Source organism: Pseudomonas sp. D1-36 (genome assembly GCF_051132205.1).
Taxonomy (GTDB): Bacteria; Pseudomonadota; Gammaproteobacteria; order Pseudomonadales; family Pseudomonadaceae; genus Aquipseudomonas.
In genome coordinates this window covers 3,799,628-3,823,546 of record NZ_CP071674.1, presented here as the reverse complement: position 1 = coordinate 3,823,546, position 23,919 = coordinate 3,799,628, and the positions used below count along the sequence as shown (strand labels likewise).

Below are 23,919 nucleotides of genomic sequence, written 5' to 3'. Positions count from 1 at the left end.
GCTGAGCGAACAGCATAGTAAACACCGGTTATTTTGCCTTGGCGATCTCTGTTTCCAGGGCCTGCTCCAGTTCGCTCATCGCCCGGCCCAGGGCATGCGTGCATTCATCGATGCGTTCCGGCGCGAGCCCTTGTTGGCAGGCCTGCTCCAGTGTCTCGCACAGCTGGATCAATGAAGTCGCCTGCACGATACGGGCGACACCCTTTATCTTGTGTGCTGTCTCGGTGATCGCCTGTGGGTTTGCCCCTCGGGCGACGTCGAGTAGCTCCTGGCGGTCTGCGCGATTGCTGCTGAGCAGTTCCGCCAGCAGACGCTGGATGGAGACAGGGTCGCCGCCAGTCAGCATCTGCAGGCTTTGAACGTTGAAAGCGTGGGCGCGGCCGCCGGGTTTGATCGTGCTCATCCACTGATGCAGGGCGCTCAGGCTGATGGGCTTGAAGAGACAGTCGTCCATGCCCGCCTCCTTGCAGCGTTGTTTTTCCTCGGGTTGTGCATTGGCGGTGAACCCGAGGATGGTGCAGGGCGGCCGCCGTTGCTCGGCCTCGTGTCGACGGATTGCTCCGGCGAGCTCGTAGCCGCTCATGACCGGCATGTTGCAGTCGGCGATGACCAGGTCGAAATTCCCCTCCTGCCAGGCCTTGAATCCCTGTTCGCCGTCATGGCTGACATGGTGGTGATGACCCAGGTAGTCCAGTTGTTGCGACATCAACAGGCGATTGGCCGGATGATCGTCCACGACCAGGACGTTCAGCGCGCAGGCGGCTGTTTCAACGACAGGCGCGACGGGGGCGCGAGCCTTTGCGTCGGGCAGGATGGCCAAGGGCAGGCAAACCCGGACCTGGGTTCCTGCGCCCGGTTGGCTGTTCATGTGCAGTTCACCGCCCATGACCTGGCACAGGTGGCGGCTGATCACCAGGCCCAGCCCAGCGCCCTTGCGGGCCATCCGGTTGCCATTGTCGACCTGGGCAAACGGCTCGAACAGGCGTTGCAGGTCGGCGGGGCTGATGCCGATGCCACTGTCGCGCACGTCCAGTTGCATTCGAAGGGTGTCTTCCCCGATCGTGCGTGACAGCCTCACGCTGACATTCACTTCACCTTGCTCGGTGAACTTCAGGGCGTTGCTGATGAGGTTCGAAATCACCTGCTTGAATCGCAACGGGTCCATCAGCACGTCCGGGTTACCCTCGGTTGGCTCGAATCGCAACGACAACGCCAGGTTTTTCTGCCGGGCCAGTCCTTCGAAAACCCGCATGACCGATTGCACCAGCGCCTTGAGGTCGACCCGTTCGGGTGCAAGGCCCAAGTGGCCGGATTCGATACGGGCAATGTCGAGGATATCGCCGATCAGGTCGAGCATGCCGGAAGCCGACTCGTATGCGACTTCAATCGCCGCGCGGTCCATCTGGCCCTTGTCGGCATGCTTGAGCGCCAATTCGAGCATGCCGATCACGGCATTCATGGGGGTGCGGATCTCATGGCTCATGGTGGCCAGGAACGTGCTCTTGGCCCGGTTGGCGTCGTCGGCCTGTTCCTTGGCGGCTCGCAGATCCTCGACAAGCTGTCGCCGTTCGCTGATATCGATCCAACCGCCGATGATCCCTTGCACCTGGGCCGCGGAGTTACGGTAAGGCAGTATCCAGTGATAGATCGTCAGCTTGCGGTCACCGATGTGCAGGGGCCGATCGATGATCTGTGCGGTGCCCTGGGCCATGACGCGTCGATAATCGGCCTGGTACTCCAGCGCTTCGAAGGCGTTGCTCATGGCCCCGGGCATGATGTCCTTGCCGATCACGTCTTCGCGTCTTGCGTCGAACGTCTCCAGGTAGCTGTCGTTGCAGCTTTGCAGGACCCCGTCCCGGTCTCTTACATAAATGGGATGGGGCGTGCCGTTGAGCAGGGCGTGCATGAACTCGAGCTGGTCATTGAGGGCCAGTTCCGCCCGCTGGCGTTGGCGGATCTGCCGTTGCATATAGGCATTCCAGGCCAGTGAGAGCAGCAGCAAAAGGCCGGCCCCCGCTACGACCTGGAGAAACAGGCGGTTGTAGGTGCGCCATGTGCTTTCCGCGGCCGGGATATAGCCGCGCCAACGGTTATCGATCACGCCCAGTTCATCGGGGTCGATGCTGGTCAGGGCTTTATCGAGGATGGCGCTCAGCTCCGTCGCGTTCCTGGCCGTGGCCAGGGAGAACATGGCGTCGCGGGTGCCGACGGTGCTGCTGATCTGCAGCTTGCCCTGCAGCGTATGGGACGCCAGGAAATAGTTGGCCATGACCAGCGCGTTCACGCTGCCGTCGACTTGCCCCTCGGCGAGCGACTGGGCGGCATGCTGCGAATCGATGGTTTCGATAATTCGCAGGTCTGGATACTGGCTGCGTAGCCATTCGATGATGGGGTTGCCTTTGGTAACGGCCAGGCTCCGCGCGCCGAACTGGTCCAGCGTCGCCGGTGTGTCGGATTGCTTGCGCGTAAGCAATACAAACGAGCTGTCCATGTAGGGACGGCTGAATTTCAGCGATTTCTGTCGTTCGCTGCCAGGCAGCAACGCGGCGATCACGTCGGCTTTGCCGCCGAGGACCGCGGCGATCATTTCGTCATCGTCCTGATAACGCTGGATATCCAGGCGCAAGCCGCTGCGCAGGCGGATCAATTCCAGCAGGTCGGCGCCGATGCCGTGGAAATCCCCGTCTGGGTCGAAAAAAGTAAAGGGCGCGAATCTTTCGTTCACCGCCACCCGGACCACCGGGTGCCTAGCCAGCCAGTCCTGTTCGCGGTCGGTCAGCTGGATTTTATGCTCGGCGAGGTACAGGTCGCTGCCTGCCCTCCAGCGCTTGGAGATTGCCGCTTGTTCGGCAATGGGAATCTGGTTGAGCGTGGTATTGACGATGTCCAACAGGCGGGTGTCGTCCTCCCGGAGCGCGAAGCCGAACCCGTGTGCCTCGTGTTTGGCAAAGCTGGCCATGCGGATGTTGTTCAAGTACCCCTTGCTGATCATGTAGTGGGTGGAGATGGCGTCGCCAAGAAAGACATCGGCCTGGCCGAAGGCAACGGCATTGATCGCGTTCTGGTAGGAGGGATACGTGTTGATGCGGGCCGTGGGGTATAGCTGTTTGACGTCCTCCAACGGCAGGTAGTGATAGACCATGCTGAGCCGCAGCCCTTTGAGGTCTTCGTTCAGCGGGCGGCTTTCATTCGTCCGGGTGACCAGCACCGGTTGATCGACAGCGTAGTGTGCCGAAAGAGCGACGCCTGAATTCTGCGCTTCGAACCCGTTGGCAGTGCCGAGCAGGTCGATTTCTCCGGCCTTGAGCGCGGCGATGGCGGCTTCCCGCGAATCGAACCGCAGTACGTTCATTGGCAGGCCGGTCGCCTTGGCGATGACTCCGGCATAATCGGCGGTCATGCCTTCGTAGTCGCGGCCACTGCTGGAAAGGTCGAAAGGCGGATAATCCGGGGCGGAGGTTCCCAGGATCAGTTCGCGACGTTCCTTGAGCCAGGCGCGCTGGGTATCGTCGAGCCTGATCTCGATATGATCCGCGGCCGCGCGACTCAGCAGCGAGTAGGCCTGAGGCACATTCGTTGTCGCCAGGAGGAGCCCTGCATTGAGTCCTGCGGCTAACAACAAAAAGTAGCGGCTTATGCATTTGAGCATTCTGTTGTTTCTCACACCAGTGCGTTGCGTTTTGCCATTTCGATAAGGTCGACGAGGGACTTCACCTTGAGTTTTTGCATGAGTCGTTTTTTATAAGTGCTGACAGTTTTATTGCTAAGGAACATGCCTTTGGCTATTTCCTTGTTGGTCCGACCTTGGGCAAAAAGTTGCAATACCATCAACTCCCGGTCGTTGACACTTTTGAACAGGTCCAACTCGAAACTGCGTGGATCATCTGGACGAACAGGGTTAAGTGCCTGGCTGGGGAAATAGTTGTAGCCGGATAATACGGCTTTGATCGCGCTGACCAGTTCACTGAGATCTTCCTGTTTACAGACATAGCCGGAAGCCCCGGATTGCATGCAGCGAATGCCAAACAGCGTTGGCGATTGCGCCGTCAGGACCAGCGTCTTGAGGGGCGTGGTCATGGCGTTGAAGCGCGAGAGAATTTCCAGCCCGTCAAGTTTCGGAATGCTGATGTCGAGGATGACCAGGTCCGGCATGCATTCACGCACCATTTGCATCGCGTCGACGCCATTGTCAGTTTCTCCGACGACTTTATAGCCTTCATGCTCCAGCAGCATTCGGACAGCGAGGCGGATGACCGGATGATCGTCGACAATGAAAACGGAGTTCATGAATAAAGTCCCCTAGAGCTCTTATAAAGCGCGCACCTTAGCCCAGTTAAGGCTAACTCGTGCGGGGAGACCGGCATGCACGATCAATTTCAGAAGTTTCCTACAAAAAAAGAAGCGGGATACCACGACGTATTTAGGGGGGGCAGGTAGGCAAGTGGAGCGAGGAGGGCATGTTTTACATTTTATTGAATATAAAACCGCGCTTTTAATAGTTGGGGAAAAGAAACTGTGCCGTTATTTCCCAGCGGCAGAAAATGACGAGCTGACAACCGGAAGGCTCCAGGCGCAGGCTGCAAAGCGAGCGCCAGGTCGCGTTTCCCTACCGATCGCCGGCTGCAATCGCCTGCTATTGGCGCGTGCGGCCGGTCATCTCCTGTGCCATGTCGCTTGCATAGCTGTCAGTCATGCCGGCGATGAAGTCGATCATCCGCAGGAAGGCGCTGTGAAGTGAACCTTGAGGATCGGGCGCGTTATTGCCCAGCAAGTCGAGAATCCGGCGATTCTTGAACGACGGCGTACGGCCACCGTGTTGTTCGAGGGCTGCGCCGCAGAAACCGTTGAGCAGGATCTCCAGCGTGGTGTAGGCGCCGATTTCGTTCAGGGTCTTTCGTTTGTCCTGGAAAATTTTCTTGCGGGCCATGTCCTTGGCGTTTAATACGCAACGCTTGGCAGGGCCGTGCATGTGTTCCACCAAATCGCCTTGCAGCGTGCCAGCGAGCAACGCCTCCTGCTGCTCGACGAATGCCCGTGCCGCCGCGTTGGTCAGGTGCTCGATGGCCTTGCCTCGCAGGATCGCCAGCTTTCGCCGTCGCGAATCCAGCGGCCCGAGTTGACGGTACGTCTCTGGCAGATCATCACCCACCAGGTCCAGGAGCAGCGATTCCACCTGCGGATACTCCAGCAGGTCCATTTCGACGCCGTCCTCCAGGTCGATGAGCGCATAGCAGATGTCATCCGCGGCTTCCATCAGGTAGACCAGCGGATGCCTTGCCCAGCGCTCATCCTCGATTTGCGGGAGGCCGAGTTTATGGGCGATTTGCTCCAGCAACGGCAGTTCGCTCTGGTAGCAGCCAAACTTGTGCTTCTTGTAGCCCAGGGAATCGGCGTGGCGAGCCGTCCAGGGATACTTCAGGTACGTGCCGAGGGTCGCATAGGTCAGGCGGGTGCCGCCGTCGAACTGGTGGTATTCGAGCTGCGTAAGGACGCGGAAGCCCTGGGCATTGCCTTCGAAGTTGAGAAAATCGTTGCGCTCGGCCTCGCTCATTGCGTCAAGCCAGCCCCGTCCCGCCGCCTGTTGGAACCAGTAGCGGATGGCGTCCTCGCCCGAATGGCCGAACGGTGGATTGCCGATGTCATGGGCCAGGCAGGCCGACTGCACCACCATGCCCAGATCACTGGGCTCACACCAGTCGGGCAGGGCGCCGCGGATGGTTTCCCCTACGCGCATACCCAGGGAGCGGCCGACGCAACTGACTTCCAGCGAATGGGTCAGGCGCGTGTGGATATGGTCGTTGCTGGAAACCGGATGCACCTGCGTCTTGCGCCCGAGGCGGCGGAAGGCACCGGAAAAGATAATGCGATCGTGGTCTTTGTGGAATGGACTGCGGCCCAGCTCTTCCGGGCTGTGCAGCGGTTTTCCCAGGCGTTCGCGCGTCAGCAGGGTGTGCCAATCCAAGGCCGGTTGCTCCGTTTGATGAGTCGAAGTCCTAGCTTCCCGGTTCGAGCGCCGTCCTGCAAGGCCTCAGGACCCCGATCAGTTGTGCCCGGGTGTTGCTGCGTCGACGGTCGAACAGGGCTCTTCGATGGAAGAGCCCGTCGATTCGCCTCAAGGCTTGCGCGCACTCTTGGCCAGTTTGATCAGGGGAAGCACGGCGGTCGCCAGCCGGATCAGGCGTGACAAACCACCGGAGCGGCCACTGCGGGTTCGCTTGCCACCGAGAAAGCCGAGCAGGCTCACCGCGGCGACGCCCCAAAGCGATGCGTGCTTGAGGCCGAACCCTTCGTGCCAGCTCTGGGTGAATCCGCGTACCCGTTGCAACGGGTGCAGCAATTGTCGCGTTTCCTGACGAATTTCCTGGCGATGCATCTCCATGCGCAGGCGCACCAGTGCCTTGCGCATTTCCTGCCGCGTACGGGCTTGAGGAGCATTTGGGCGACTCATGGCAACAGGCGCTCCCGGTCGTTGGCGAGTTCTTCGAGAGTGGCGTGGAAAGGCGAGGACTCATCAAAAATCGCTGCCTTGAGCCGAAGCCCGCAGAACAGCGCCGCCAGCAGGTAGAACAGGCACAGGCCGATGATGCCCGCTAACCGATAGGTATCCCACACCAGGATCAATACCAGAGCCGACAGCCCCACCAGTAACAGCAGGCCGAAAACCAATGCCAGCCCCGCGAATAACAACAGGCTGACGGTGCGAGCCTTTTGTTCCTGCAGTTCGATACCGAACAACTCGACGTGGCTGTGCAGCAATCCAAGGAATGCCGCGCCCAGGCGACGCGCTGTTGGTTTAGTGCCCGTTTCGGGCGATCCGGATTCGTCGATGCCCATGATCAGCGCCGTGTCGCCAACAATCCGATCAAAAAGCCTACGCCCGCCGCGATGCCGACCGATTGCCAGGGATTGGCCTGTACGTATTCTTCGGTAGCGATCATGGCTGCCTGGCCGCGCTCACGCACTGAATCTTCGGTCAACTTAAGGGTTTCGCGGGCGCGCAGCAGTGTTTCGTGGATCTGGCCACGCAGTTCGTCCGCCTGGTCGCCTGCCAGCGTGGCGGTGTGATCCAGCAATCGTTCGGTGTCTTTGACCAGCGTCTGAAAATCTTCCATCAATGTTTCTTGAGCAGTCTTTGCCTGGGTTCTGGCCATGAGGGTGGATCTCCGTAAGTGACGTCTGAAGCGTTCGAGTATGAGCCCAACCGGAAGGTTCAGTGAAACTGACTGGTACAACTTTTGCTCCGCCCTTTGCCATGTGCTGGTGCGCCGAGGTGTGCCCGTGCGCTGAAGCTGGGCGAAAGCCCGAAAACCTTAACCCAAATAATCAAAACCGGCGAAGCACCTCCAAGCGGGGCGTCATGTTGTCGCGTTTCATGCACCAAAGCGGTTCGGCTGCCCACCTATGGTCGGTCGTTCGGTCTCAACTTGGTGCATGACCGGCTGGGATGAACCATCACGGTGCTTTTTCAACTTCTTCAGGTCTGCCAATACCATGGAAAATCTGCAAAGTGCTGTGGACGGTCTGGTCCATAGCTCCAACACGCTGTTCATCCTGCTCGGCGCGGTCATGGTCCTGGCCATGCATGCCGGGTTCGCGTTTCTGGAAGTAGGAACGGTCCGGCAGAAGAATCAGGTGAACGCGCTGTCGAAAATCCTCAGCGATTTCGCGGTATCGACGCTGGCCTATTTCTTCATTGGTTATTGGATTTCCTACGGCGTGACTTTCCTGCAACCGGCGGCAGTTCTCAGTGCCGACCACGGCTACAGTTTGGTGAAGTTTTTCTTCTTGTTGACGTTCGCCGCCGCGATCCCGGCGATTATCTCTGGCGGGATAGCCGAGCGTGCCCGGTTCGTCCCGCAGTTATGCGCCACGGTGCTGATCGTGGCGTTCGTCTATCCGTTTTTCGAAGGTCTGGTCTGGAATGGCAATTTCGGTTTCCAGGCTTGGCTGCAAGCGCACTTTGGTGCCAGCTTCCATGACTTTGCCGGCTCCGTGGTGGTGCACGCCATGGGCGGCTGGCTGGCACTGGCCGCGGTGCTCCTGCTCGGACCGCGAAACGGGCGTTACCGGGACGGTCGTCTGGTGGCCTTCGCGCCTTCGAGCATTCCGTTCCTGGCGCTGGGGTCGTGGATTCTCATCGTCGGCTGGTTCGGCTTCAACGTGATGAGCGCCCAGACCTTGCCCGGCGTGAGTGGGTTGGTGGCGGTCAACTCGTTGATGGCGATGGTCGGCGGGACCGTGACGGCACTGGTCGTTGGGCGCAACGACCCCGGTTTCCTGCACAACGGCCCGCTGGCCGGATTGGTGGCGGTCTGCGCCGGCTCCGACCTGATGCATCCGATGGGTGCCCTGGTGACCGGCGCAATTGCTGGCGGTCTGTTCGTCTGGTGTTTTACCGCGGCCCAGGGCAAGTGGAAAATCGACGATGTGCTGGGCGTCTGGCCCCTGCATGGGCTGTGCGGCGTCTGGGGCGGTATCGCCTGCGGGATTTTCGGCCAGGACGCCTTGGGTGGCTTGGGCGGGGTAAGCCTCGCCAGCCAGTTCGTCGGCACCGCCCTCGGCGTGTTGATCGCCCTGGTCGGTGGTTTCGCGGTCTACGGTGTGATCAAGGCGGTGCTGGGCTTGCGGCTGACTCAGGAAGAAGAGTACTACGGGGCCGACTTGTCCATTCACAAGATCGGAGCGGTCAGTCAGGACTGAGCCTGTGCTAGGGCTCCTTGTCCTGATTGCCGGGATAGAAGCCATGGAGCAAGCCATAGCGCTCGTGACGGACTTGATCCACATGGTGCCGCACCCGCTGTTCGGGCAGCCCGAGCATGATCAGCGCATGGGAGGCCAGCATCAGGCTCGATTCCAGCAGTTCTGGAACCACCTCGGTGGCTCCGGCTGCCTGCAACTCGGCCAGTTGGCTGTCGTCCCGGGTGCGCACGAGGATGGGCACTTGCGGGTTGACCCGCCGGGCCTCCCTCAGCACGGTCATCGCAATGTCCGTCTTGTCGACTGCAATGACCAGCAGCCTTGCGCGACCCAGCCCTACGGCGGCCAGCAGGTCGGCTCTGCGTGAGTCTCCGTAATGCACGCATCGTTCGCCGACGGACGCTTCACGAATGATGACCGGGTCATCATCCAGGGCCACGAACGCCAAGCCCTCCCGGCGCAGAAAGCGCCCGATCGATTGTCCTACCCGGCCATACCCGCAGATGATTACGTGACTCGACAAGTCGGCATTGAGAGCGCTGATCTGGTCCAGTTGCGCCTCTTCGTTGGGTTTTCGGTGCAGCCGCGCGGCCAGGCCGGGTGCGGCGCGCAGCAACAGCGGCGTCAACAGCATCGAGCAGAAGGTGGCGGCCAATAGCAGGCCGCCGATATCCCCTGGCATGAGTCGGTTCTGTTGCATCAGCGCCATCAGCGCGAAACAGAATTCACCGCCCTGGGCCAGGGCGAGGCCGCTGCGCCAGGCGGTTTCGCCGTCGCTGCCGCGCCACTTCACCAGGGCGGCCACGACGCTGCCCTTGATGAGCATCAGAGCGAGGGTGAGCCCGAGGATCAACAGGCCATCGTCGACAAACAATTGCAGGTCGATCAGCATGCCAATGCTGACGAAGAACAGCCCCAGCAAGATGTCGCGGAACGGTCGGATATCGGCCTCGATCTGGTGCCGGTAGTGGCTCTCTCCGAGCAGCATGCCGGCCAGGAACGCTCCCAGGGCGGGGGAGAGACCCAGCAGGTGCGTAAGCCATGCCGTCAACAACACGATCACCAGGGCCAGCAGCACGAACAGTTCGGCGGACCGGGAGGCTGCCACCTCATGGAACAGCCGTGGCAGCAATAGTCGGCTGGCCAACAACAGGCCGCCAAACAGCACCAGGGTCTTGCCCAGAGTCAACGGCAACGCCCAATACCACGGGTGTTCGCTGCTGCCGGCAAATACCGGCACCAGGGTCAGGAGCAACACGGCGACGACGTCCTGGAACAGCAACACGCCTATGGCGTTCTGGCCGTGGCTGGTGAAGATTTCCCCCAGGCTGGTCAGTTCCTTGCTGACAATGGCGGTAGACGACAAGGCCAGCCCGGCACCAAGCAACACGGCCGCCGTCATCGGCACACCACTGCTTGCCAGCAGCACGCCCAATAGCAACCCAGAAGCCAGGACCTGAAGGCTGCCAAGTCCAAACACCACCCGACGCAGCTCGAGCATTTTCGATAACGAGAATTCCAGCCCCAAGGAAAACAACAGGAAAACCACCCCAAGCTCAGCCAGGTCCGGCAGCTCTTCGCTGTCGTTGACCCAGTCCAGCGCAGTGGGCCCGACGGCCAGGCCCACGCACAGGTAACCGAGTACCGGCGGCAGGCGCAGTCGCCTGAACAGGGCGATGACCACCAGGGACGAGGCAAGGATGATCAGCAGGTTGGCGTACAAGAGACACTCCGTTTCAGGGCTTGCTGGATCCAGCGTAGAACAACAAAAAACTTGAGCATCACTGGAAAGTCATTTCAGCACAGTGATTTGCATCAGCGTTTTACCGACATAATCTGCGGCATTTTAGCCGGCTCGACGGTTGCGTGAGGTGGGCCTAGAATGGCGAACTGTCTTTTTTGGGTCTACCTGCCATGCTTCCTGAATGCCAGCTGTTCGGCACCCTGGGTTGCCATCTGTGTGAAGTCGCCGAGAGCGTGCTGATGCCTTTCGTCGAATATGGATTATTGGTGGAGTTGGTGGATATCGCCGAAAGCGAGGCCTTATCCGAAGCCTACGGGCTGCGCATTCCAGTGCTGCGCAGGGTTGATACAGGCGCCGAACTGGACTGGCCCTTCGACGATCCAGACCGGGTTGCTGCATTTTTACGTTGAACCTTCCATCGGCTGGGTCCCTACGTCGCGATTGGCGAAAAGACGTTCTTCGGTTACTGTATGCCCATACAGTTATCTGGAGTAGGTCCCTTGGTCAATGTCGAACAACTGAAAAACAGCGTGAACCGGATGTCCGTGGACGTTGTGCGCGAGGCGGTCCTGGAATTGCGTCTGGACGGGCTGGTGACCGAAGGCAAGACGCCCTTCAATAAACTTCACTTCAACACATGTTTTGCCGAGATCGAGGCGCTGTTCCAGCGTGCCGGCTACCACAAGCAGCTGGATGTGGTGGGTTATCAGGGGCTGTTGTATGCGCTGTACGATCCGGGGCGCTGGGAGGCGGTCGAGGTGCTGCGCTGGCTGAAGGAGTTCACCGAGGCCGCGACGAGGCCGGCGCCAATCCTTGCATGAGGCAATCATTGCTGGGCTGGCTCGTGTGACTGTCGGATAATGCCCAGTCCGCAACAGGCTGAAGAATTTTTTAATGTCCGGTCCATCGTTTTCCGCAGCTCAGCATCAGGCCAGCACGCTTTACCTGCCGCCCGGCCCCTGGCAGACGGTATTGGATTGCCTGTGCGATCACTTCAGCGCGATCAGCCGCGAGCAGTGGCTCGATCGCATCGCTCGAGGCCGGGTGCTGGACGCCGAGGGCAAGGCAATCCGCGCCGACCTGCCATACCGGGAAGGCTTGCGCGTCCATTACTTTCGGGAAGTACCGGACGAAAAGCCGATCCCGGTGATGGAGTCGATTCTGTATGTCGATGAACATCTGGTCGTGGCGGACAAACCACATTTCCTGCCGGTCACCCCAGCGGGCGAGTACGTTGAGCAGACCTTGTTGCGACGGCTGATTCATCGCCTGGACAATCCCCAACTGGTGCCTTTGCACCGCATCGATCGGCACACCGCCGGGCTGGTGTTGTTTTCAGCCAATCCGGACACCCGCTCGCGTTATCAAGCCTTGTTTCCAACGCGACGGATTGAAAAATTCTACCAAGCCATCGCTCCCGCATTGCCCGGATTGACGTTTCCCCGCATACACAAAAGCCGGATGGTCGATGGCGAACCCTTTTTTCGCATGCAGGAGGGGGCGGGCGAGCCCAACACCGAAACGGCCATGGAAGTGCTTGAAAAAAACGGGGACCTATGGCGCTACGGCCTGTATCCGGTCACCGGGAAAAAACACCAGCTACGGGTCCATATGAACGCCTTGGGCGCGCCTATCTGTAACGATCCGTTCTATCCGGACGTGGTGCGAGACGCCGTGGATGACTTTGCCAATCCGCTCAAGCTGCTGGCTCGAGGTGTGCGTTTCATCGATCCGCTTACGGGGCAGGAACGGGACTTTGAAAGTCGGATTTCGTTGGGGTGGTAGCGAGCCGACGGTTCGAGCAGGCAACAAAAAAGCCCGCAATAACCATTGCGGGCTTTTCTTTATCTGGCTTTGACGCTGAGGATCACAGGTCTTTAACGGTACGAACCTGATCCTTGTTCACGCGAGTCTGCTTGCCGTCCAATTGTTCGAATTCGTAGAAGCCGCTGTCTTCATCATAATGTGGCGTGTCGACGGCCTGGATTTCGCGACCGTCATTCAAGGTAATCACTGTTGGCGATGCGCACCCGGCGAGAGTGGCGAGGCCCAGCGCGAGCATGAAAGTAGCGAGGGTCCGTTGAGTCATGGTGTTTCTCCGAAAGGATTTCTTCAAGTTACTGACCTTCAGACGTATACATCGCGAGCAAGTTCCTGGCTAGTGTCAATCTGACACGCCTTTGTGCTGGGCTAGGAGTTCCGGCGTATTGAGATTGGCCAGCCGGGGATCGTCGGCCGGGCATTGCAATGGGACCGCGTGCAACGTGCGCATGATCCGGCCGGGGCTGCGTTCGCCTTCTTTCCATGCCTGTTCGAAGTCATTGGCCAAGGCTCGCGGGATGACGCACAACAGCGGCTCCCAATGTTCGCCATGACGAACCATCAATGGCTTGTCCGGGTGTCGGCTTGCCGTTTCCCGCATGCCTTCGAGCAGGCTGGTGTCGATTCGCGGCACGTCGCATGGCAACACCAACAGATACGGATGGCGTGCCGCCCTCAGGCCCGCCCGTATGCCTGCCAGCGGGCCGGGGAAATCACCCTCGTCATCATGCACCAACTGATCGGCGTACGCGGCGTAACGCTCCCGGTTGCGGTTGCAGGAAATGATCAAGTCATCGCTCATGGCCCGGGTCTGCCGATGCAGATGAGCAATCAATGGGCTGCCTTGCCACTCCAGCAGCCCTTTATCCTGTCCACCCATCCGTTGCCCGCGTCCGCCCGCCAGGAGCAGGATGGAGCAGGGCGGCAGAGGATTGTTCAAGGTCATGAGGTGTCTCCACACGGGCGAAAAAATCGGGCGCTGTGATATAACACCAGGCTGTTTCCCCTACAACTGGACGAGCCTATGAAACCCAAGGCTGATGTACCTTTCGTACCGCTCAATATCGCGGTGCTGACTGTCAGCGATACCCGTACCCTGGAAACCGACACGTCGGGCCAGGTCTTCGTCGACCGGCTCTCGGAAGCCGGGCACAATCTTGCGGCCCGGGTGCTGCTCAAAGATGATCTGTACAAGATCCGCGCGCAAGTCGCCGCCTGGATTGCCGACGAGGTGGTGCAGGTGGTGCTGATCACCGGGGGGACCGGCTTTACCGGCCGTGACAGTACTCCAGAAGCCGTTGTGTGTCTGTTGGACAAGCAGGTCGACGGTTTCGGTGAGTTGTTCCGGCAGATATCCGTGGCGGACATTGGCACCTCCACCGTTCAATCCCGGGCACTGGCCGGGCTGGCCAACGGGACGCTGGTGTGCTGCTTGCCGGGCTCCACCAATGCGGTGCGCACCGGATGGGACGGCATACTGGCCGAGCAACTGGATGCGCGGCACCGGCCGTGTAACTTCGTAGCCCATTTGAAACAGGCGGCCCCTTGTGAATCCCGTGGGTAAACCGGGCAAGACCGGTGCCTTGATGGCCGTCGAAGTCGCGCTGGAGCGCTTGCTCCAAAGCGCGGCGGCTTCGCCAATCGTCGAGCGTGAGCGGGTTTCACTGGCGCAAGCGCAGGGGCGGATCCTCGCCGAAGATCTGGTGGCGACGCTCGACCTGCCGCCTTGGCCCAACAGTGCCATGGACGGCTACGCGTTACGCCTGGCCGATTGGCGCGGCGAGCCACTGGTGGTCAGCCAGCGGATTTTCGCCGGGCAGGCTCCGGAGCCCCTGGTCGCGGGAACCTGCGCGCGGATCTTCACTGGTGCGCCGATTCCGGTCGGCGCCGATTGCGTCGAGATGCAGGAAAACGTCGAGCTTGAGGATGACCAGCGGGTGCGGTTCATCCAGCCCCTGGCGATCGGGCAGAATATCCGCCCTCAAGGGCAGGAAACGACCGTTGGCGAACGGGTGCTTTGTGCCGGCACCCGCCTGGGCCCGATTGAGCTTGGGCTGGCGGCCTCCCTGGGATGTGCATCGTTGGAAGTCGTGCGCAGGGTGCGCGTTGCGGTCCTGTCCACGGGCGATGAATTGGTGGAGCCTGGCCAGCCCCTTGGGCCGGGCCAGATCTACAACAGCAATCGCGTGTTGCTCTGTGGTTGGCTGCAACGCCTGGGATGCGAGGTTATCGATGCAGGTATCCTGCCCGATGACCTGCCCACTACCCGCAAATGCCTGGCCCAACTGTCGGATGTCGACCTGATCCTGTCGACTGGCGGTGTATCGGTGGGGGAGGCTGACTTCCTGGGCATCGCCCTTCGTGAGGAAGGCGAGCTGACGCTGTGGAAACTTGCCATCAAGCCGGGAAAACCCCTGACATTTGGGCATTTTCGCGACGTGCCGGTCATAGGCCTGCCCGGGAACCCTGCTTCGACGCTGGTGACCTTCGCGTTGTTGGCTCGGCCTTATCTGTTGCGACGCCAGGGCGTTCAGTCAGTGGCGCCCCTCAAGTTCAAGGTGCCGGCCGGTTTCGCCTGGCCGAAGGCTGGCAGCCGGCGCGAATACTTGCGAGGCCGCATCGAAAATGGTCGAGCAATCATCTATCGCAACCAGAGTTCGGGAGTCCTGCGCAGCGCAGCTTGGGCCGACGGACTGGTCGAGGTCCTCGAAGAGCGGACGTTGGTCGAAGGCGATGAAGTGGGCTTCATTCCTTTGAGCGAGGTGCTGGGTTAGTCCTGCATCGCATTCATTGGCGACGGCCTGAGCTGGGCTCGGGCCGTTGCGGTTTTGCCTTCATCGCGACAGTAGCATCACCAGTTGATCGAAACGGCTGTTCGCGACCCACCCCAGCAGGCCGACCACCACCGCCGCCGCGCCTGCCAGATAGGCAAGTCGGTGGCGAACCGCCTTGACGTCGGTACGAATTTCATCCATGTCCCTGCGGATGTACTTGAGGTGGGTTTCCAGTTCAACGACGCGCGGTTCCAAATCAATTCCTCCAGCGGGATTACTGCAACTTTTGCCTTCGTTTTTGGCGTCGGCCCGCTCGCTCCCGAAGGATACGAAGTGGCGGGGCGACACCTTGCATTCATGGCTGCGCATAGGACGTTCCTTCCCTGTGGCCATGATTAATCGAGCGATTCAGCGGGCCTCTACGGGCCGTGACATATCCATCCATGGGTGACACATCCTTGTCTAAATGATCGTTTGCCGGTTAAACGCAACAGAATGCCAAGGTGTCTCAATATGCCCAGGGGGTCAATTGAGCTGATTCGCCACGTCTTGTAAGAAAATTCTTTGAATAAGAAAAAGCCATGGGAAGGCTGTCCCCACCTTCGTGGCATCGGCCCGAACGCCATGCTTTTTCATATAAATTGAAGGAGGCTGGGCTTTTTCCAGTGAATGAGCGGTCCCATTTCCTGAACCTTCTTTCCAATGACGGAGACAACAATGAGCAAAGGCAAGGCGCTATTGATCCTGCATGGCAAGCAAGCGCTCAACGAAGAGGTTCGCGCCGCAGTGATGCTCAAGCGCAAACAGGGTTGGGACCTCGCGGTCCGGTTGACTTGGGAAGCTGGTGATGCCCGGCGATGTGTGGAGGAAGCACTGGCGGCCGGTTATACCCAGTTGATTGCCGGTGGCGGCGACGGGACCTTGCGCGATATTGCCGAGGCCATTGCCCAGCACTCTGGCGATGCCAGCCTGGTATTGCTGCCGCTGGGCACGGCCAACGATTTTTCCCGGGCCGCCGGTGTCCCGCTGGAGCCGGAGCGGGCCCTGGACTTGCTGGAGGTTGAGCCTCGGGCGGTCGATCTGGGTGAGGTCGGCGGGCGGATTTTCCTTAACATGGCCACGGGCGGCTTCGGTAGCCAGGTAACAGCGAACACCTCGGAAGACTTGAAGAAAATTCTCGGCGGGGCCGCCTATCTGTTCACCGGCCTTTCAAGGTTCGGTGAGCTGAGTGCAGCCTATGGCGAACTGCAAGGGCCTGGTTTCCAATGGCGCGGCGATCTGCTGGCGCTGGGGATAGGCAATGGCCGGCAGGCCGGCGGGGGGCACATGTTGTGTCCGGAGGCGTTGGCCGATGACGGGCTGCTTGATATCAGTATCCTGCCGGCGCCGCAGGAGGTGGTGAGCACGCTGAAGGACCTGCTGGCCGGTGGCCTGGGTATCGACAACATGTTCGTGCGGGCACGCTTGCCCTGGGTGGAAATCAAGGTAGCCCAGGGACTGGATATCAATCTGGATGGCGAACCACTACAGGTCGATGATCTGCGTTTTACCTTGCGTCCCAAGGCACTGCGGGTGCATCTGCCGGTGGACTCGCCGCTATTGGGATCCCCCGGATTGCTCAATCGTCCAGGCTGATGATCTGCTCGCGCACCGCAAACAGCACCAGGCCCGCCACGTCATGGATTTGCAGGCGTTTCATGATCTGGGCGCGGTGGGTTTCCACGGTCTTGATGCTCAGGCTCAAGCCGTTGGCGATTTCCCGGGTGGACTTGCCACGCACGATCAACCGCAGGATCTCCAGCTGACGCGCCGTCAGGTTATGGGTCGGGGCAGGATGGGGCGGCTGTTTCTGCACCCGGGTCAGTGCCTGGTTGATCACGGTATGGGCGATGGCCGGGCTCAGGTAGCGTTCGTTGTTGCGCAGCGCTTCCAGGGCGTGCTCCAGCTCGGTGGGAGTGGCGTCCTTGAGCAGATAGCCATGGGCTCCGGACTCCAGCGCCTGCATGATCACCTCTGGGTCTGTGTGCATTGACAGGATCAACACCTTGCTCTGGGGGCGGACCTGCTTGAGCTGTTGCAAGGCTTGCAGGCCGCTGGTGTCTTTCATGGAAATATCCAGCAGCACGATATCGGGGTTCAGTCGTTCTACCAGCTCCAACAGTTGGGCGCCGTCATTGGCTTCGCCGACCACGGCGTAGCCAGGCAGGTCGAGGACCAGGGCGCGCACACCGGCCCTGATCAGCGAATGGTCATCTACCAGAAGCAAATTACAAGTCAATGGAGAACCTTATTCTTGCTGGCCCGTTCCAGGGTGCGAGGCGCCCAGGGAAAGCGAGCTTCGATATGCGTGCCTTTGCCGGCCTCGCTGGTTACCTTCAGGGCGCCGCCCAGTTGTTCGACCCGTTCCGACATGCCGGCCATGCCGCGTTGCCCTTCGCGGGCGGGATGGATGGCGGGGACAAAGCCCCGGCCGTCGTCGCTGATGAGCAGCGTCAGCCCTTCGGGCAGTCGTTGCAGGCGTACCAGCAGGTTTTTTGCCTGGGCGTGGCGCAGGATGTTGGTGACCGCTTCCTGTGTGATCCGAAAAGCCGCCACTGTCATTTCTTCCGGGATACCCGTCATGCGTTGCTGGCAATCCAGGCTCCAGTTTACGGGGGTATTAGCCAGGGTCTTGAGCAGATGCGCGCGCAGGCTGGCTTCGAGCCCCAGGCTGGTCAGTTGCCTTGGATTGAGGATCGCCGACACGTCGCGCACCTTGTTCAACGTTTCTTCCAGCGTCTCGCTGAGCACGGAGCATTGGCCTTGCAGCTCTTGCGGCATGCGACGCTTGAGCCATTCGCTCTGCAGTTTTGCCGCTGTCAGCAATTGGCCAATGTCGTCGTGCAGTTCGCGACTGAGGCGATGGCGCTCGTTTTCCTGGACCTCAAGCAGCCGGTCAGCGAGTTCCTGCGGCTGGAATTTGATGGATTTTCGTGACAACCGATACTGGATCCAGACACAGGCAAGGGCTGCGACATTCAGCACCAGCAAGCTCAACGGCACCGTGAGGGCCGACAGGTAAGCCAACAGACAACCGAGGGTCGAGCAGATGCACAGCAACAGCGTGAACCGGCGGGCGTTTTCTCGGGAAGGTGGCCAGGAAATGAATGACTTGAAGCTGGCGTACATAGCGGATGGAGCCAATGGGTGTTCGCTGCGGGCAAGCCGGTCAGCGCATCTGACGGGCCGGGTCGGGTAAACGTTTCAGGTCGGGGATTGCTTCAGTTGGCGGCGGCTGGTTGAAGCGAACGACGCGAGACATAGTACCACTTCAAATATCGTTGGTCGCGCTCGGCTTGGCGGCCCGAAAGCTCCGTGCGCCGGGCACATGGCACCAGGCAGCGACAGGCAGCTTCATGCTTGTTTCTGGGCGTAGGGCACCAATGCCAGCGGGCGCGGTGGTTGTAACGCCTGACAAGGGCTCTGACCCACCTGGAAGGCGAAGGCTTCGATCAGCGACGTCTGTTCGCTGTTGTCCAGGCCCAGTTTGCCGGTGGTGTGGTCGACCAGCTCCAGCTGCCAGGCCATGAGCGTGAAACAATCCTTGAGCGCGACCAGCGCCTGCTCATGCAGTTCCATGTCCTGCGCATGGCTGAGCAAGCCGTGGATATGCAGTGAAAACTCCGAAACGGCCTCCAGCGCCAGCGCATCGGCCTTGTTTGCCAGCTTCAGCAGCGTGCTGAGCATGCAATCAATGGCGTCTTTATCGTTGCTGATCAATTGCAGGTGGCTCAGGCATTCCTCTGACTTGGCCAAGAGGGTCTCGGCTTCGACCAGGAACTCAGGAAGGCGCTGGCTCCAATTCTTGCGATCGTTCGGCATGCTTATCTCCACAACATCATGTCAGGCGAAAAGTAAATCGCGCGTGGCGAACGGTTGGATCTCATGGCCGACAACGAACCAATACGCCCGGCGCGCCCATGCGATCCGGCAAAGGGCTGCTGTTCGCAAACGATTGCACGGGCGGGATCAGCCGAAAGGCATGAGGTTCGGTGTCCTGCGATGGCGCACAAAAGCCTGACTCCGTTCAGCAATGAGAATGGCGTCACATTAATGGCTATTGGATAGCGCGAATATCAGGTTGGACCTGATTGTGCCTAGGGGAATCCCTTAGGCAGGGGAACTTCGTGCGCAAACCGGAGTCGCGCAGCGAAAAAATAACGGATGAAAACGGAACGCCAGTAAACCATGATGTTAATGTGACATCAATCCCCGAAGGGAGTATTTCGTGTCGGGGTCAAGATCCGGCCCCGGCAGCCGATAAGCCTTTACAAGATTCATCCGAACAAGCCCAGGAGTCATCGATGGCCGGCATTCTCGACACAGTAGATCAGCGAACCCAACTGGTGGGTGAGAATCGCCTGGAAATTCTCATGTTTCGCCTGGCAGGGCGGCAATTGTTTGCCATTAACGTGTTCAAGGTCCAGGAAGTGTTGCAACTGCCGAAGCTGACCTTGATGCCCCAGCGCCATCCTTTCGTCTGCGGCGTGGTCAACCTGCGGGGCCAGACGTTGCCAGTCATTGATCTGTCCCAGGCCATCGGCATGCGTCCGCTCGTGCCCGGGCCGAACAGCACCATCATCGTCACCGAGTACAACCGCTCGGTCCAGGCGTTCCTGGTGGGGGGCGTGGACCGCATCGTCAACATGAACTGGGAAGCCATCCTGCCACCGCCGACCAGCGCCGGCCGCGAGCATTACCTGACGGCCATCAGCAAGGTGGACGATCAGTTGGTGGAAATCATCGACGTGGAGAAGGTCCTGGCGGAGATCGTCCCCTACAACGCCAAGGTTTCCCGAGACAAACTCGAAGACCCGGTGCTGGAGCGCGCCCGTGGTCGCGAAGTCTTGCTGGTGGACGATTCCAACGTAGCGCTCTCCCAGTTGCGCGATACCCTGGGCCAGTTGGGCGTGAAGATGCACATCGCCAGCGACGGCTTGAAGGCGTTGAACATGCTCAAGGCCTGGGCTGATTCCGGCGAGGTGATGACTGACAAGTTGCTGATGATCTTCACCGACGCGGAAATGCCAGAGATGGACGGCTATCGCCTGACCACCGAAATCCGTAACGACCCGCGGCTGCGTGGGCTCTATGTGGTGCTGCACACCTCGCTGTCCGGTAGCTTCAACGACTCGATGGTCAAGAAGGTCGGCTGTGACAATTTCCTCTCCAAATTCCAGCCGGACAAGCTCGTTGATGTAGTACGCCAACGGTTGATGCTCGACTGAAGCCAATCCGGGTTTGTTTCATCGACCGGCTCGTATAAGGTTGCGTTTTTTCGCCACCAGGAACGTCGATCATGTTGCGGCTGAGTGCGCTTTACCGTTATCCGTTGAAGTCCGGCAAGGGGCAGCAGGTCCAAGGGATTGGCCTGGACAAGCTCGGGCTCGACGGTGATCGTCGCTGGATGCTGGTGGATGAGGCCAGCGGACGGTTCCTGACCCAGCGAGCCGTGGCGAAAATGAGCCAGCTTTCGGCGCTGTGGAACGAGGCGGGTGGCCTTACGCTCAGTGCGCCGGGCCATGGCGTCATCGAAGTGCCGTTGCCGCCTGCCCACGAAGAACAGCGGCGCGGCGTGATCATCTGGCGCGACACGTTGCGCGTGCCGGATGCGGGCGACGAGGCGGCTGCCTGGGTCAGCGCGTTCATCGGCAATCCTACCCGGCTCGTGCATGTGCCAGTGGAGTTGGCCCGCACCACAGCCGCCGGGTATGGCAAGGACGATGACAAGGTGGCCTTCGCCGACGGTTTTCCCTTGCTGTTGATCGGCCAGGCCTCATTGCAGGACCTGTCTGGCAGGGTAGGTCGCCCGCTGGAAATGCTGCGTTTCCGTCCGAACCTGGTGGTCGAGGGCAGCGAGGCGTTCGCCGAAGATGGTTGGAAGCGTATCCGTATCGGCGATATTGAGTTGCGCGTGGTCAAGCCGTGCTCGCGCTGCATCATGACCACGATCGATCCGCAGACCGGTGAGCGCGATCCGCAGCGCGAGCCTTTCGCGACGTTGCTGCAGTACCGTTCGACCCCGGACGGTGCGATGTTCGGGCAGAACCTGGTCAATGACGGTAACGGCAGCCTGGAAGTGGGCATGCCGGTCGAAGTGCTGGAATAAAAAATGCCCGTGTCATTGGACACGGGCATTTCATTTAACACGCAATCGCTTTTGCCGTGGGGGCAAGCGCCCTCGCTACGGTCCGACTCAGCCGCGATATTCGCACAGGTAAGCCGTGTCGACGGCGACCTTGAGCTGGAACTTGCTGTTGGCCGGGACGTTGAACTGGCTGCCGGCCGCGAAGGTTTCCCAGTCGGTGCTGTCAGGCAGTTTCACGGTCAGGGCGCCGGAAACGACGTGCATGATTTCCCGCTGGGCGGTGCCGAATTCGTATTCGCCCGGTGCCATGACGCCGATGGTCGCGGGGCCTTCGGCAGTGCCGAACGCGATCGACTTGACGGTGCCGTCGAAGTACTCGTTGACTTTGAACATGGGCGATTCCTCGAGAAAGGGCTGAAAAAGGCCGGCCAGTATGCACAAGGCCACACGGGCCGTCATCTGCTACGCCGGGTCAGCCCGTCAGCACCAGAGGCAATAGTCGCGCTGTATTGCGGGCGTCCTCGAGCGCGCGGTGCTGTTGTCCGCAAAATTGCAGCCCGGCCAGTTGCAGCGCGCTATTGAGCCCCAACGGTCGTTCCAACCGGCGGGCCTTGGCAAAACGTTGCTTGAGGTTCATGTGCGGCACTTGGCCGAGGAGGCTGTGCAATCGCTGTTGCTGCCATTCCTGAAGCAGCTGCTTGCGATCGTAGTCGCCCCAACTGACCCAGCCTTCCAGGTTGGGGTGGTAGGGCGCCAGCCAATGTTCGAACGCCGGCCAGACCTCGGTCAGAGGCCCGGCACTGTCGATGTTGGCCTGGCTGATGTGGGTCAGCGAGCGACAGAAAGGGGTGAGCAGCGGTCGCCTCAGCGGCCGTACGAACCGCTGGAAATGATCGATTTCCCGGCCGTCTCGATTCACCAGGGTCGCGCCGATTTCGATAATTTCCATTTCGGTTACCGGCCAGCCACCTTCATCGGTGGTGGCCTCCAGATCAATCACCAGCCAGTGAGGCATTGCAGAGTTCCCGGTATCGACGTGCTGATGGGTTTGAGCGTAGTCAAACCCGGCGCTTGCGCCTAGCCCTATCGTGAGGCGCCGACACGAAGGACCGAGCGCAGGTTCTTGCGCCCGAGCGCTTGCTTGGTTGCCCCGGCCAGCTTAAATTGCCGTGTCACTGCGATTCTGAGAGTGGCCGCGCATTGATCGTTCGACTGAGGAGCAAAGTAGGTGAACGAGCAAAAAGCCTTGGACGTGATGCGTGAGCTGGTCGACGCCGGGCAACTGACCGATCCGGACAGCGCTCGCGGCAAACTGCTCCAGACCGCCGCCCACCTGTTCCGCAACAAAGGCTTCGAGCGCACCACGGTGCGGGATCTGGCCAGCGCCGTGGGCATTCAGTCGGGCAGTATTTTTCATCATTTCAAAAGCAAGGACGAAATTCTGTGGGCGGTGATGGAAGAGACCGTCCGCTACAACACCGCGATGATGCGGGCAGCCCTGGCAGAGGGCGGCAGCATTCGCGAGCGGGTGCTGGCGTTGATCCGCTGTGAATTGCAATCGATCACGGGGGAAAACGGCGAGGCGATGGCGGTGCTGGTCTACGAATGGCGCTCTTTGTCCGAGGAAGGGCAGCGGCAAGTGCTGGCCTTGCGTGATATCTACGAACGTGTGTGGCTTGAAGTCCTGGGAGAGGCCAAGGAGGCCGGGTATATTCGCGGGGACGTATTCGTTACCCGACGTTTCCTGACAGGTGCATTGTCCTGGACCTCCACCTGGTTTCGCGCCGGAGGTAGCCTGAGCCTTGATCAATTGGCTGACCAGGCGCTGATTCTGGTATTGCAAGAAAACGATAAACCAGCGGCTGGCCAAGCGCCTGAAACCGCCTAGCGTGAACAAATTGAACGGACTTCTGGGGGAGTGGTTATCTTGACGTTTTCGCCGATGGGGGTGACCTCGCGCGTTCTGGCTGCTCTGGCCTTGTTATGGATGTTGCCCGTCGAGGCGGCGCAGCTGGTCCGGATCGGTGCGGCACATTTTCCGCCCTATACCGTTCGACCCGAAAAAGGTGCGGACACCGGCCTGCTACCGGAACTGGTCGAGGCGTTGAATCGCGCCCAGGCCGATTACCAGTTTGTGCTCGTCCCTACCTCGATCCCGCGGCGCTTCAATGATTTCAAGCAAGGCCGGATCGACATGGCCATCTTCGAAAACCCTGACTGGGGTTGGCAGGATGTGCCGCATACCACGGTGGACATGGGCCTGGAGGATGCGGAGATCTTCGTGACCCAGCGTTTGCCTGACCGCCAGCAGAGCTATTTCGCGGACCTGCGGGCCAAGCGGCTGGCTCTGTTCAGCGGTTATCACTACGCTTTTGCCGAGTTCAATGCCGATCCCAAGTTCCTGATCGGCCAGTTCAACGCCACGCTGACGTATTCCCATGACAGCAATCTGCAAATGGTCTTGCGTGGGCGCGCGGACGTTGCGCTGGTGACCCGTTCGTACCTCAGCGACTATCTGCTGCGCAATCCTCAAGTCGCTCCGCAACTGCTCGTGTCCGAGCGTATCGACCAGATTTATCACCATTTCGCGCTGCTGCGACCCCAGGCGCCGATCTCCGGGGAGGCGTTTGGGCAATTGCTGGGCAAGTTGAGAGACAGCGGGCAGCTGTTGGAGATTTTCATGCCCTACCAGATCGAGCTCGTGTCGACCCCTCGCCACTGAGGCGACACTAAATTTCCCCTTCCGGCTCACGTCA

26 protein-coding genes are annotated in these 23,919 nt (G+C 60.1%); 11 read left to right on the top strand and 15 right to left on the bottom strand.

The genetic code is table 11. The annotated features are described in order from the left end of the window. Nucleotides 1-28: 28 nt before the first annotated feature. The 6 genes from J3P76_RS16895 to J3P76_RS16870 all read right to left on the bottom strand — a co-directional run bounded on the left by J3P76_RS16895 (nucleotide 29) and on the right by J3P76_RS16870 (nucleotide 7,151). Nucleotides 29-3,649 (bottom strand): transporter substrate-binding domain-containing protein, encoded by a 3,621-nt coding sequence (locus J3P76_RS16895; RefSeq protein ID WP_434701000.1) that lies wholly within the window; start codon nucleotides 3,647-3,649, stop codon nucleotides 29-31. 11 nt (nucleotides 3,650-3,660) lie between these two features. Continuing rightward, entirely contained in the window at nucleotides 3,661-4,287 is a 627-nt protein-coding gene (locus J3P76_RS16890) for a response regulator (protein ID WP_420764782.1), read from the bottom strand. Between the two features lie 346 nt (nucleotides 4,288-4,633). Continuing rightward, nucleotides 4,634-5,962 carry a deoxyguanosinetriphosphate triphosphohydrolase gene (locus J3P76_RS16885; RefSeq protein ID WP_434563156.1) on the bottom strand — a complete coding sequence of 443 codons (1,329 nt, stop codon included), beginning with the start codon at nucleotides 5,960-5,962 and terminating at the stop codon, nucleotides 4,634-4,636. Nucleotides 5,963-6,112: 150 nt separating this feature from the next. Next, complete coding sequence (locus tag J3P76_RS16880) at nucleotides 6,113-6,448, bottom strand: hypothetical protein (RefSeq protein WP_420764780.1); 336 nt, start codon at nucleotides 6,446-6,448, stop codon at nucleotides 6,113-6,115. Beyond that, nucleotides 6,445-6,834 (bottom strand): phage holin family protein, encoded by a 390-nt coding sequence (locus tag J3P76_RS16875; RefSeq protein ID WP_434563160.1) that lies wholly within the window; start codon nucleotides 6,832-6,834, stop codon nucleotides 6,445-6,447. The genes J3P76_RS16880 and J3P76_RS16875 overlap by 4 nt, the downstream gene beginning before the upstream one ends. A gap of 2 nt (nucleotides 6,835-6,836) precedes the next feature. Further along, nucleotides 6,837-7,151 carry a DUF883 family protein gene (locus tag J3P76_RS16870; protein WP_434610441.1) on the bottom strand — a complete coding sequence of 105 codons (315 nt, stop codon included), beginning with the start codon at nucleotides 7,149-7,151 and terminating at the stop codon, nucleotides 6,837-6,839. Nucleotides 7,152-7,491: 340 nt separating this feature from the next. On the opposite strand from J3P76_RS16870, the gene J3P76_RS16865 reads away from it, so the two are divergent. Then, complete coding sequence (locus J3P76_RS16865; RefSeq protein WP_434563162.1) at nucleotides 7,492-8,700, top strand: ammonium transporter; 1,209 nt, start codon at nucleotides 7,492-7,494, stop codon at nucleotides 8,698-8,700. Nucleotides 8,701-8,707: 7 nt separating this feature from the next. On the opposite strand, the gene J3P76_RS16860 is transcribed toward J3P76_RS16865, so the two are convergent. Next, a complete protein-coding gene (locus J3P76_RS16860; RefSeq protein ID WP_434563164.1) occupies nucleotides 8,708-10,420 on the bottom strand; it encodes a cation:proton antiporter in 1,713 nt (570 codons plus the stop codon). Nucleotides 10,421-10,611: 191 nt separating this feature from the next. Between J3P76_RS16860 and J3P76_RS16855 the strand changes: the two genes are divergently transcribed. The 3 genes from J3P76_RS16855 (at nucleotide 10,612) to J3P76_RS16845 (ending at nucleotide 12,226) form a co-directional block, all read left to right on the top strand. Next, on the top strand, nucleotides 10,612-10,851 hold the full coding sequence (locus J3P76_RS16855) for a glutaredoxin family protein (RefSeq protein ID WP_420764775.1): 240 nt from the start codon (nucleotides 10,612-10,614) through the stop codon (nucleotides 10,849-10,851). A 90-nt stretch (nucleotides 10,852-10,941) separates the two neighbouring features. Further along, nucleotides 10,942-11,262, top strand: a complete 321-nt coding sequence (locus J3P76_RS16850; RefSeq protein ID WP_420764774.1) for a transcriptional regulator — start codon at nucleotides 10,942-10,944, stop codon at nucleotides 11,260-11,262. A gap of 73 nt (nucleotides 11,263-11,335) precedes the next feature. Next, entirely contained in the window at nucleotides 11,336-12,226 is an 891-nt protein-coding gene (locus J3P76_RS16845) for a pseudouridine synthase (RefSeq protein WP_434610445.1), read from the top strand. A gap of 82 nt (nucleotides 12,227-12,308) precedes the next feature. Here J3P76_RS16845 and J3P76_RS16840 read toward each other — a convergent pair whose 3' ends face one another. Both J3P76_RS16840 and mobA read right to left on the bottom strand, forming a co-directional pair. Next, entirely contained in the window at nucleotides 12,309-12,530 is a 222-nt protein-coding gene (locus J3P76_RS16840) for a YgdI/YgdR family lipoprotein (protein WP_039588986.1), read from the bottom strand. 75 nt (nucleotides 12,531-12,605) lie between these two features. Beyond that, entirely contained in the window at nucleotides 12,606-13,208 is a 603-nt protein-coding gene (gene mobA / locus J3P76_RS16835; protein ID WP_420764772.1) for a molybdenum cofactor guanylyltransferase MobA, read from the bottom strand. 78 nt (nucleotides 13,209-13,286) lie between these two features. Between mobA and moaB the strand changes: the two genes are divergently transcribed. Next, entirely contained in the window at nucleotides 13,287-13,826 is a 540-nt protein-coding gene (moaB, locus tag J3P76_RS16830) for a molybdenum cofactor biosynthesis protein B (protein WP_434610448.1), read from the top strand. Nucleotides 13,827-13,848: 22 nt separating this feature from the next. Then, a complete protein-coding gene (locus J3P76_RS16825; protein ID WP_420764839.1) occupies nucleotides 13,849-15,036 on the top strand; it encodes a molybdopterin molybdotransferase MoeA in 1,188 nt (395 codons plus the stop codon). A gap of 60 nt (nucleotides 15,037-15,096) precedes the next feature. Here J3P76_RS16825 and J3P76_RS16820 read toward each other — a convergent pair whose 3' ends face one another. Beyond that, a complete protein-coding gene (locus J3P76_RS16820) occupies nucleotides 15,097-15,405 on the bottom strand; it encodes a hypothetical protein (RefSeq protein WP_434563170.1) in 309 nt (102 codons plus the stop codon). A 348-nt stretch (nucleotides 15,406-15,753) separates the two neighbouring features. Here J3P76_RS16820 and yegS point away from each other — a divergent pair, with 348 nt between their 5' ends. Then, entirely contained in the window at nucleotides 15,754-16,671 is a 918-nt protein-coding gene (yegS, locus tag J3P76_RS16815; protein ID WP_420764769.1) for a lipid kinase YegS, read from the top strand. Here yegS and J3P76_RS16810 read toward each other — a convergent pair. The 3 genes from J3P76_RS16810 to J3P76_RS16800 all read right to left on the bottom strand — a co-directional run bounded on the left by J3P76_RS16810 (nucleotide 16,655) and on the right by J3P76_RS16800 (nucleotide 18,897). Then, nucleotides 16,655-17,314, bottom strand: a complete 660-nt coding sequence (locus J3P76_RS16810) for a response regulator (protein WP_420764768.1) — start codon at nucleotides 17,312-17,314, stop codon at nucleotides 16,655-16,657. The two genes, yegS and J3P76_RS16810, sit on opposite strands and share 17 nt — an antisense overlap. Then, entirely contained in the window at nucleotides 17,311-18,204 is an 894-nt protein-coding gene (locus J3P76_RS16805) for a sensor histidine kinase (RefSeq protein ID WP_434564091.1), read from the bottom strand. The genes J3P76_RS16810 and J3P76_RS16805 overlap by 4 nt, the downstream gene beginning before the upstream one ends. Before the next feature lie 225 nt (nucleotides 18,205-18,429). Then, on the bottom strand, nucleotides 18,430-18,897 hold the full coding sequence (locus J3P76_RS16800) for a hypothetical protein (RefSeq protein WP_420764767.1): 468 nt from the start codon (nucleotides 18,895-18,897) through the stop codon (nucleotides 18,430-18,432). Nucleotides 18,898-19,379: 482 nt separating this feature from the next. Here J3P76_RS16800 and J3P76_RS16795 point away from each other — a divergent pair, with 482 nt between their 5' ends. Together J3P76_RS16795 and J3P76_RS16790 are read left to right on the top strand one after the other, a co-directional pair. Continuing rightward, entirely contained in the window at nucleotides 19,380-20,303 is a 924-nt protein-coding gene (locus J3P76_RS16795; protein WP_039588994.1) for a chemotaxis protein CheV, read from the top strand. A gap of 71 nt (nucleotides 20,304-20,374) precedes the next feature. After that, complete coding sequence (locus J3P76_RS16790; RefSeq protein ID WP_434610452.1) at nucleotides 20,375-21,184, top strand: MOSC domain-containing protein; 810 nt, start codon at nucleotides 20,375-20,377, stop codon at nucleotides 21,182-21,184. Nucleotides 21,185-21,271: 87 nt separating this feature from the next. Here the strand turns inward: J3P76_RS16790 and J3P76_RS16785 are convergent, their stop codons facing one another. After that, a complete protein-coding gene (locus tag J3P76_RS16785; protein WP_003183665.1) occupies nucleotides 21,272-21,556 on the bottom strand; it encodes a pyrimidine/purine nucleoside phosphorylase in 285 nt (94 codons plus the stop codon). 79 nt (nucleotides 21,557-21,635) lie between these two features. Next, nucleotides 21,636-22,178, bottom strand: coding sequence for an exonuclease domain-containing protein (locus J3P76_RS16780; protein ID WP_434563176.1), 543 nt, complete (start codon nucleotides 22,176-22,178; stop codon nucleotides 21,636-21,638). A gap of 213 nt (nucleotides 22,179-22,391) precedes the next feature. On the opposite strand from J3P76_RS16780, the gene J3P76_RS16775 reads away from it, so the two are divergent. Together J3P76_RS16775 and J3P76_RS16770 are read left to right on the top strand one after the other, a co-directional pair. Further along, a complete protein-coding gene (locus tag J3P76_RS16775; RefSeq protein ID WP_434610455.1) occupies nucleotides 22,392-23,051 on the top strand; it encodes a TetR/AcrR family transcriptional regulator in 660 nt (219 codons plus the stop codon). A 39-nt stretch (nucleotides 23,052-23,090) separates the two neighbouring features. Then, nucleotides 23,091-23,885: a substrate-binding periplasmic protein gene (locus J3P76_RS16770; protein ID WP_434610457.1), complete on the top strand. Its 795-nt coding sequence runs from the start codon at nucleotides 23,091-23,093 to the stop codon at nucleotides 23,883-23,885. Nucleotides 23,886-23,919 lie beyond the last annotated feature (34 nt).

What these genes read in the sequence shown, in the direction of transcription:
- J3P76_RS16895 (WP_434701000.1), bottom strand. Translation starts at nt 3,649, where the DNA reads ATGCTCAAATGCATAAGCCGCTACTTTTTGTTGTTAGCCGCAGGACTC.
- J3P76_RS16890 (WP_420764782.1), bottom strand. Translation starts at nt 4,287, where the DNA reads ATGAACTCCGTTTTCATTGTCGACGATCATCCGGTCATCCGCCTCGCT.
- J3P76_RS16880 (WP_420764780.1), bottom strand. Translation starts at nt 6,448, where the DNA reads ATGAGTCGCCCAAATGCTCCTCAAGCCCGTACGCGGCAGGAAATGCGC.
- J3P76_RS16875 (WP_434563160.1), bottom strand. Translation starts at nt 6,834, where the DNA reads ATGGGCATCGACGAATCCGGATCGCCCGAAACGGGCACTAAACCAACA.
- J3P76_RS16870 (WP_434610441.1), bottom strand. Translation starts at nt 7,151, where the DNA reads ATGGCCAGAACCCAGGCAAAGACTGCTCAAGAAACATTGATGGAAGAT.
- J3P76_RS16865 (WP_434563162.1), top strand. Translation starts at nt 7,492, where the DNA reads ATGGAAAATCTGCAAAGTGCTGTGGACGGTCTGGTCCATAGCTCCAAC.
- J3P76_RS16855 (WP_420764775.1), top strand. Translation starts at nt 10,612, where the DNA reads ATGCTTCCTGAATGCCAGCTGTTCGGCACCCTGGGTTGCCATCTGTGT.
- J3P76_RS16845 (WP_434610445.1), top strand. Translation starts at nt 11,336, where the DNA reads ATGTCCGGTCCATCGTTTTCCGCAGCTCAGCATCAGGCCAGCACGCTT.
- J3P76_RS16840 (WP_039588986.1), bottom strand. Translation starts at nt 12,530, where the DNA reads ATGACTCAACGGACCCTCGCTACTTTCATGCTCGCGCTGGGCCTCGCC.
- mobA (WP_420764772.1), bottom strand. Translation starts at nt 13,208, where the DNA reads ATGACCTTGAACAATCCTCTGCCGCCCTGCTCCATCCTGCTCCTGGCG.
- moaB (WP_434610448.1), top strand. Translation starts at nt 13,287, where the DNA reads ATGAAACCCAAGGCTGATGTACCTTTCGTACCGCTCAATATCGCGGTG.
- J3P76_RS16825 (WP_420764839.1), top strand. Translation starts at nt 13,849, where the DNA reads ATGGCCGTCGAAGTCGCGCTGGAGCGCTTGCTCCAAAGCGCGGCGGCT.
- J3P76_RS16820 (WP_434563170.1), bottom strand. Translation starts at nt 15,405, where the DNA reads ATGCGCAGCCATGAATGCAAGGTGTCGCCCCGCCACTTCGTATCCTTC.
- yegS (WP_420764769.1), top strand. Translation starts at nt 15,754, where the DNA reads ATGAGCAAAGGCAAGGCGCTATTGATCCTGCATGGCAAGCAAGCGCTC.
- J3P76_RS16805 (WP_434564091.1), bottom strand. Translation starts at nt 18,204, where the DNA reads ATGTACGCCAGCTTCAAGTCATTCATTTCCTGGCCACCTTCCCGAGAA.
- J3P76_RS16800 (WP_420764767.1), bottom strand. Translation starts at nt 18,897, where the DNA reads ATGCCGAACGATCGCAAGAATTGGAGCCAGCGCCTTCCTGAGTTCCTG.
- J3P76_RS16795 (WP_039588994.1), top strand. Translation starts at nt 19,380, where the DNA reads ATGGCCGGCATTCTCGACACAGTAGATCAGCGAACCCAACTGGTGGGT.
- J3P76_RS16790 (WP_434610452.1), top strand. Translation starts at nt 20,375, where the DNA reads ATGTTGCGGCTGAGTGCGCTTTACCGTTATCCGTTGAAGTCCGGCAAG.
- J3P76_RS16785 (WP_003183665.1), bottom strand. Translation starts at nt 21,556, where the DNA reads ATGTTCAAAGTCAACGAGTACTTCGACGGCACCGTCAAGTCGATCGCG.
- J3P76_RS16780 (WP_434563176.1), bottom strand. Translation starts at nt 22,178, where the DNA reads ATGCCTCACTGGCTGGTGATTGATCTGGAGGCCACCACCGATGAAGGT.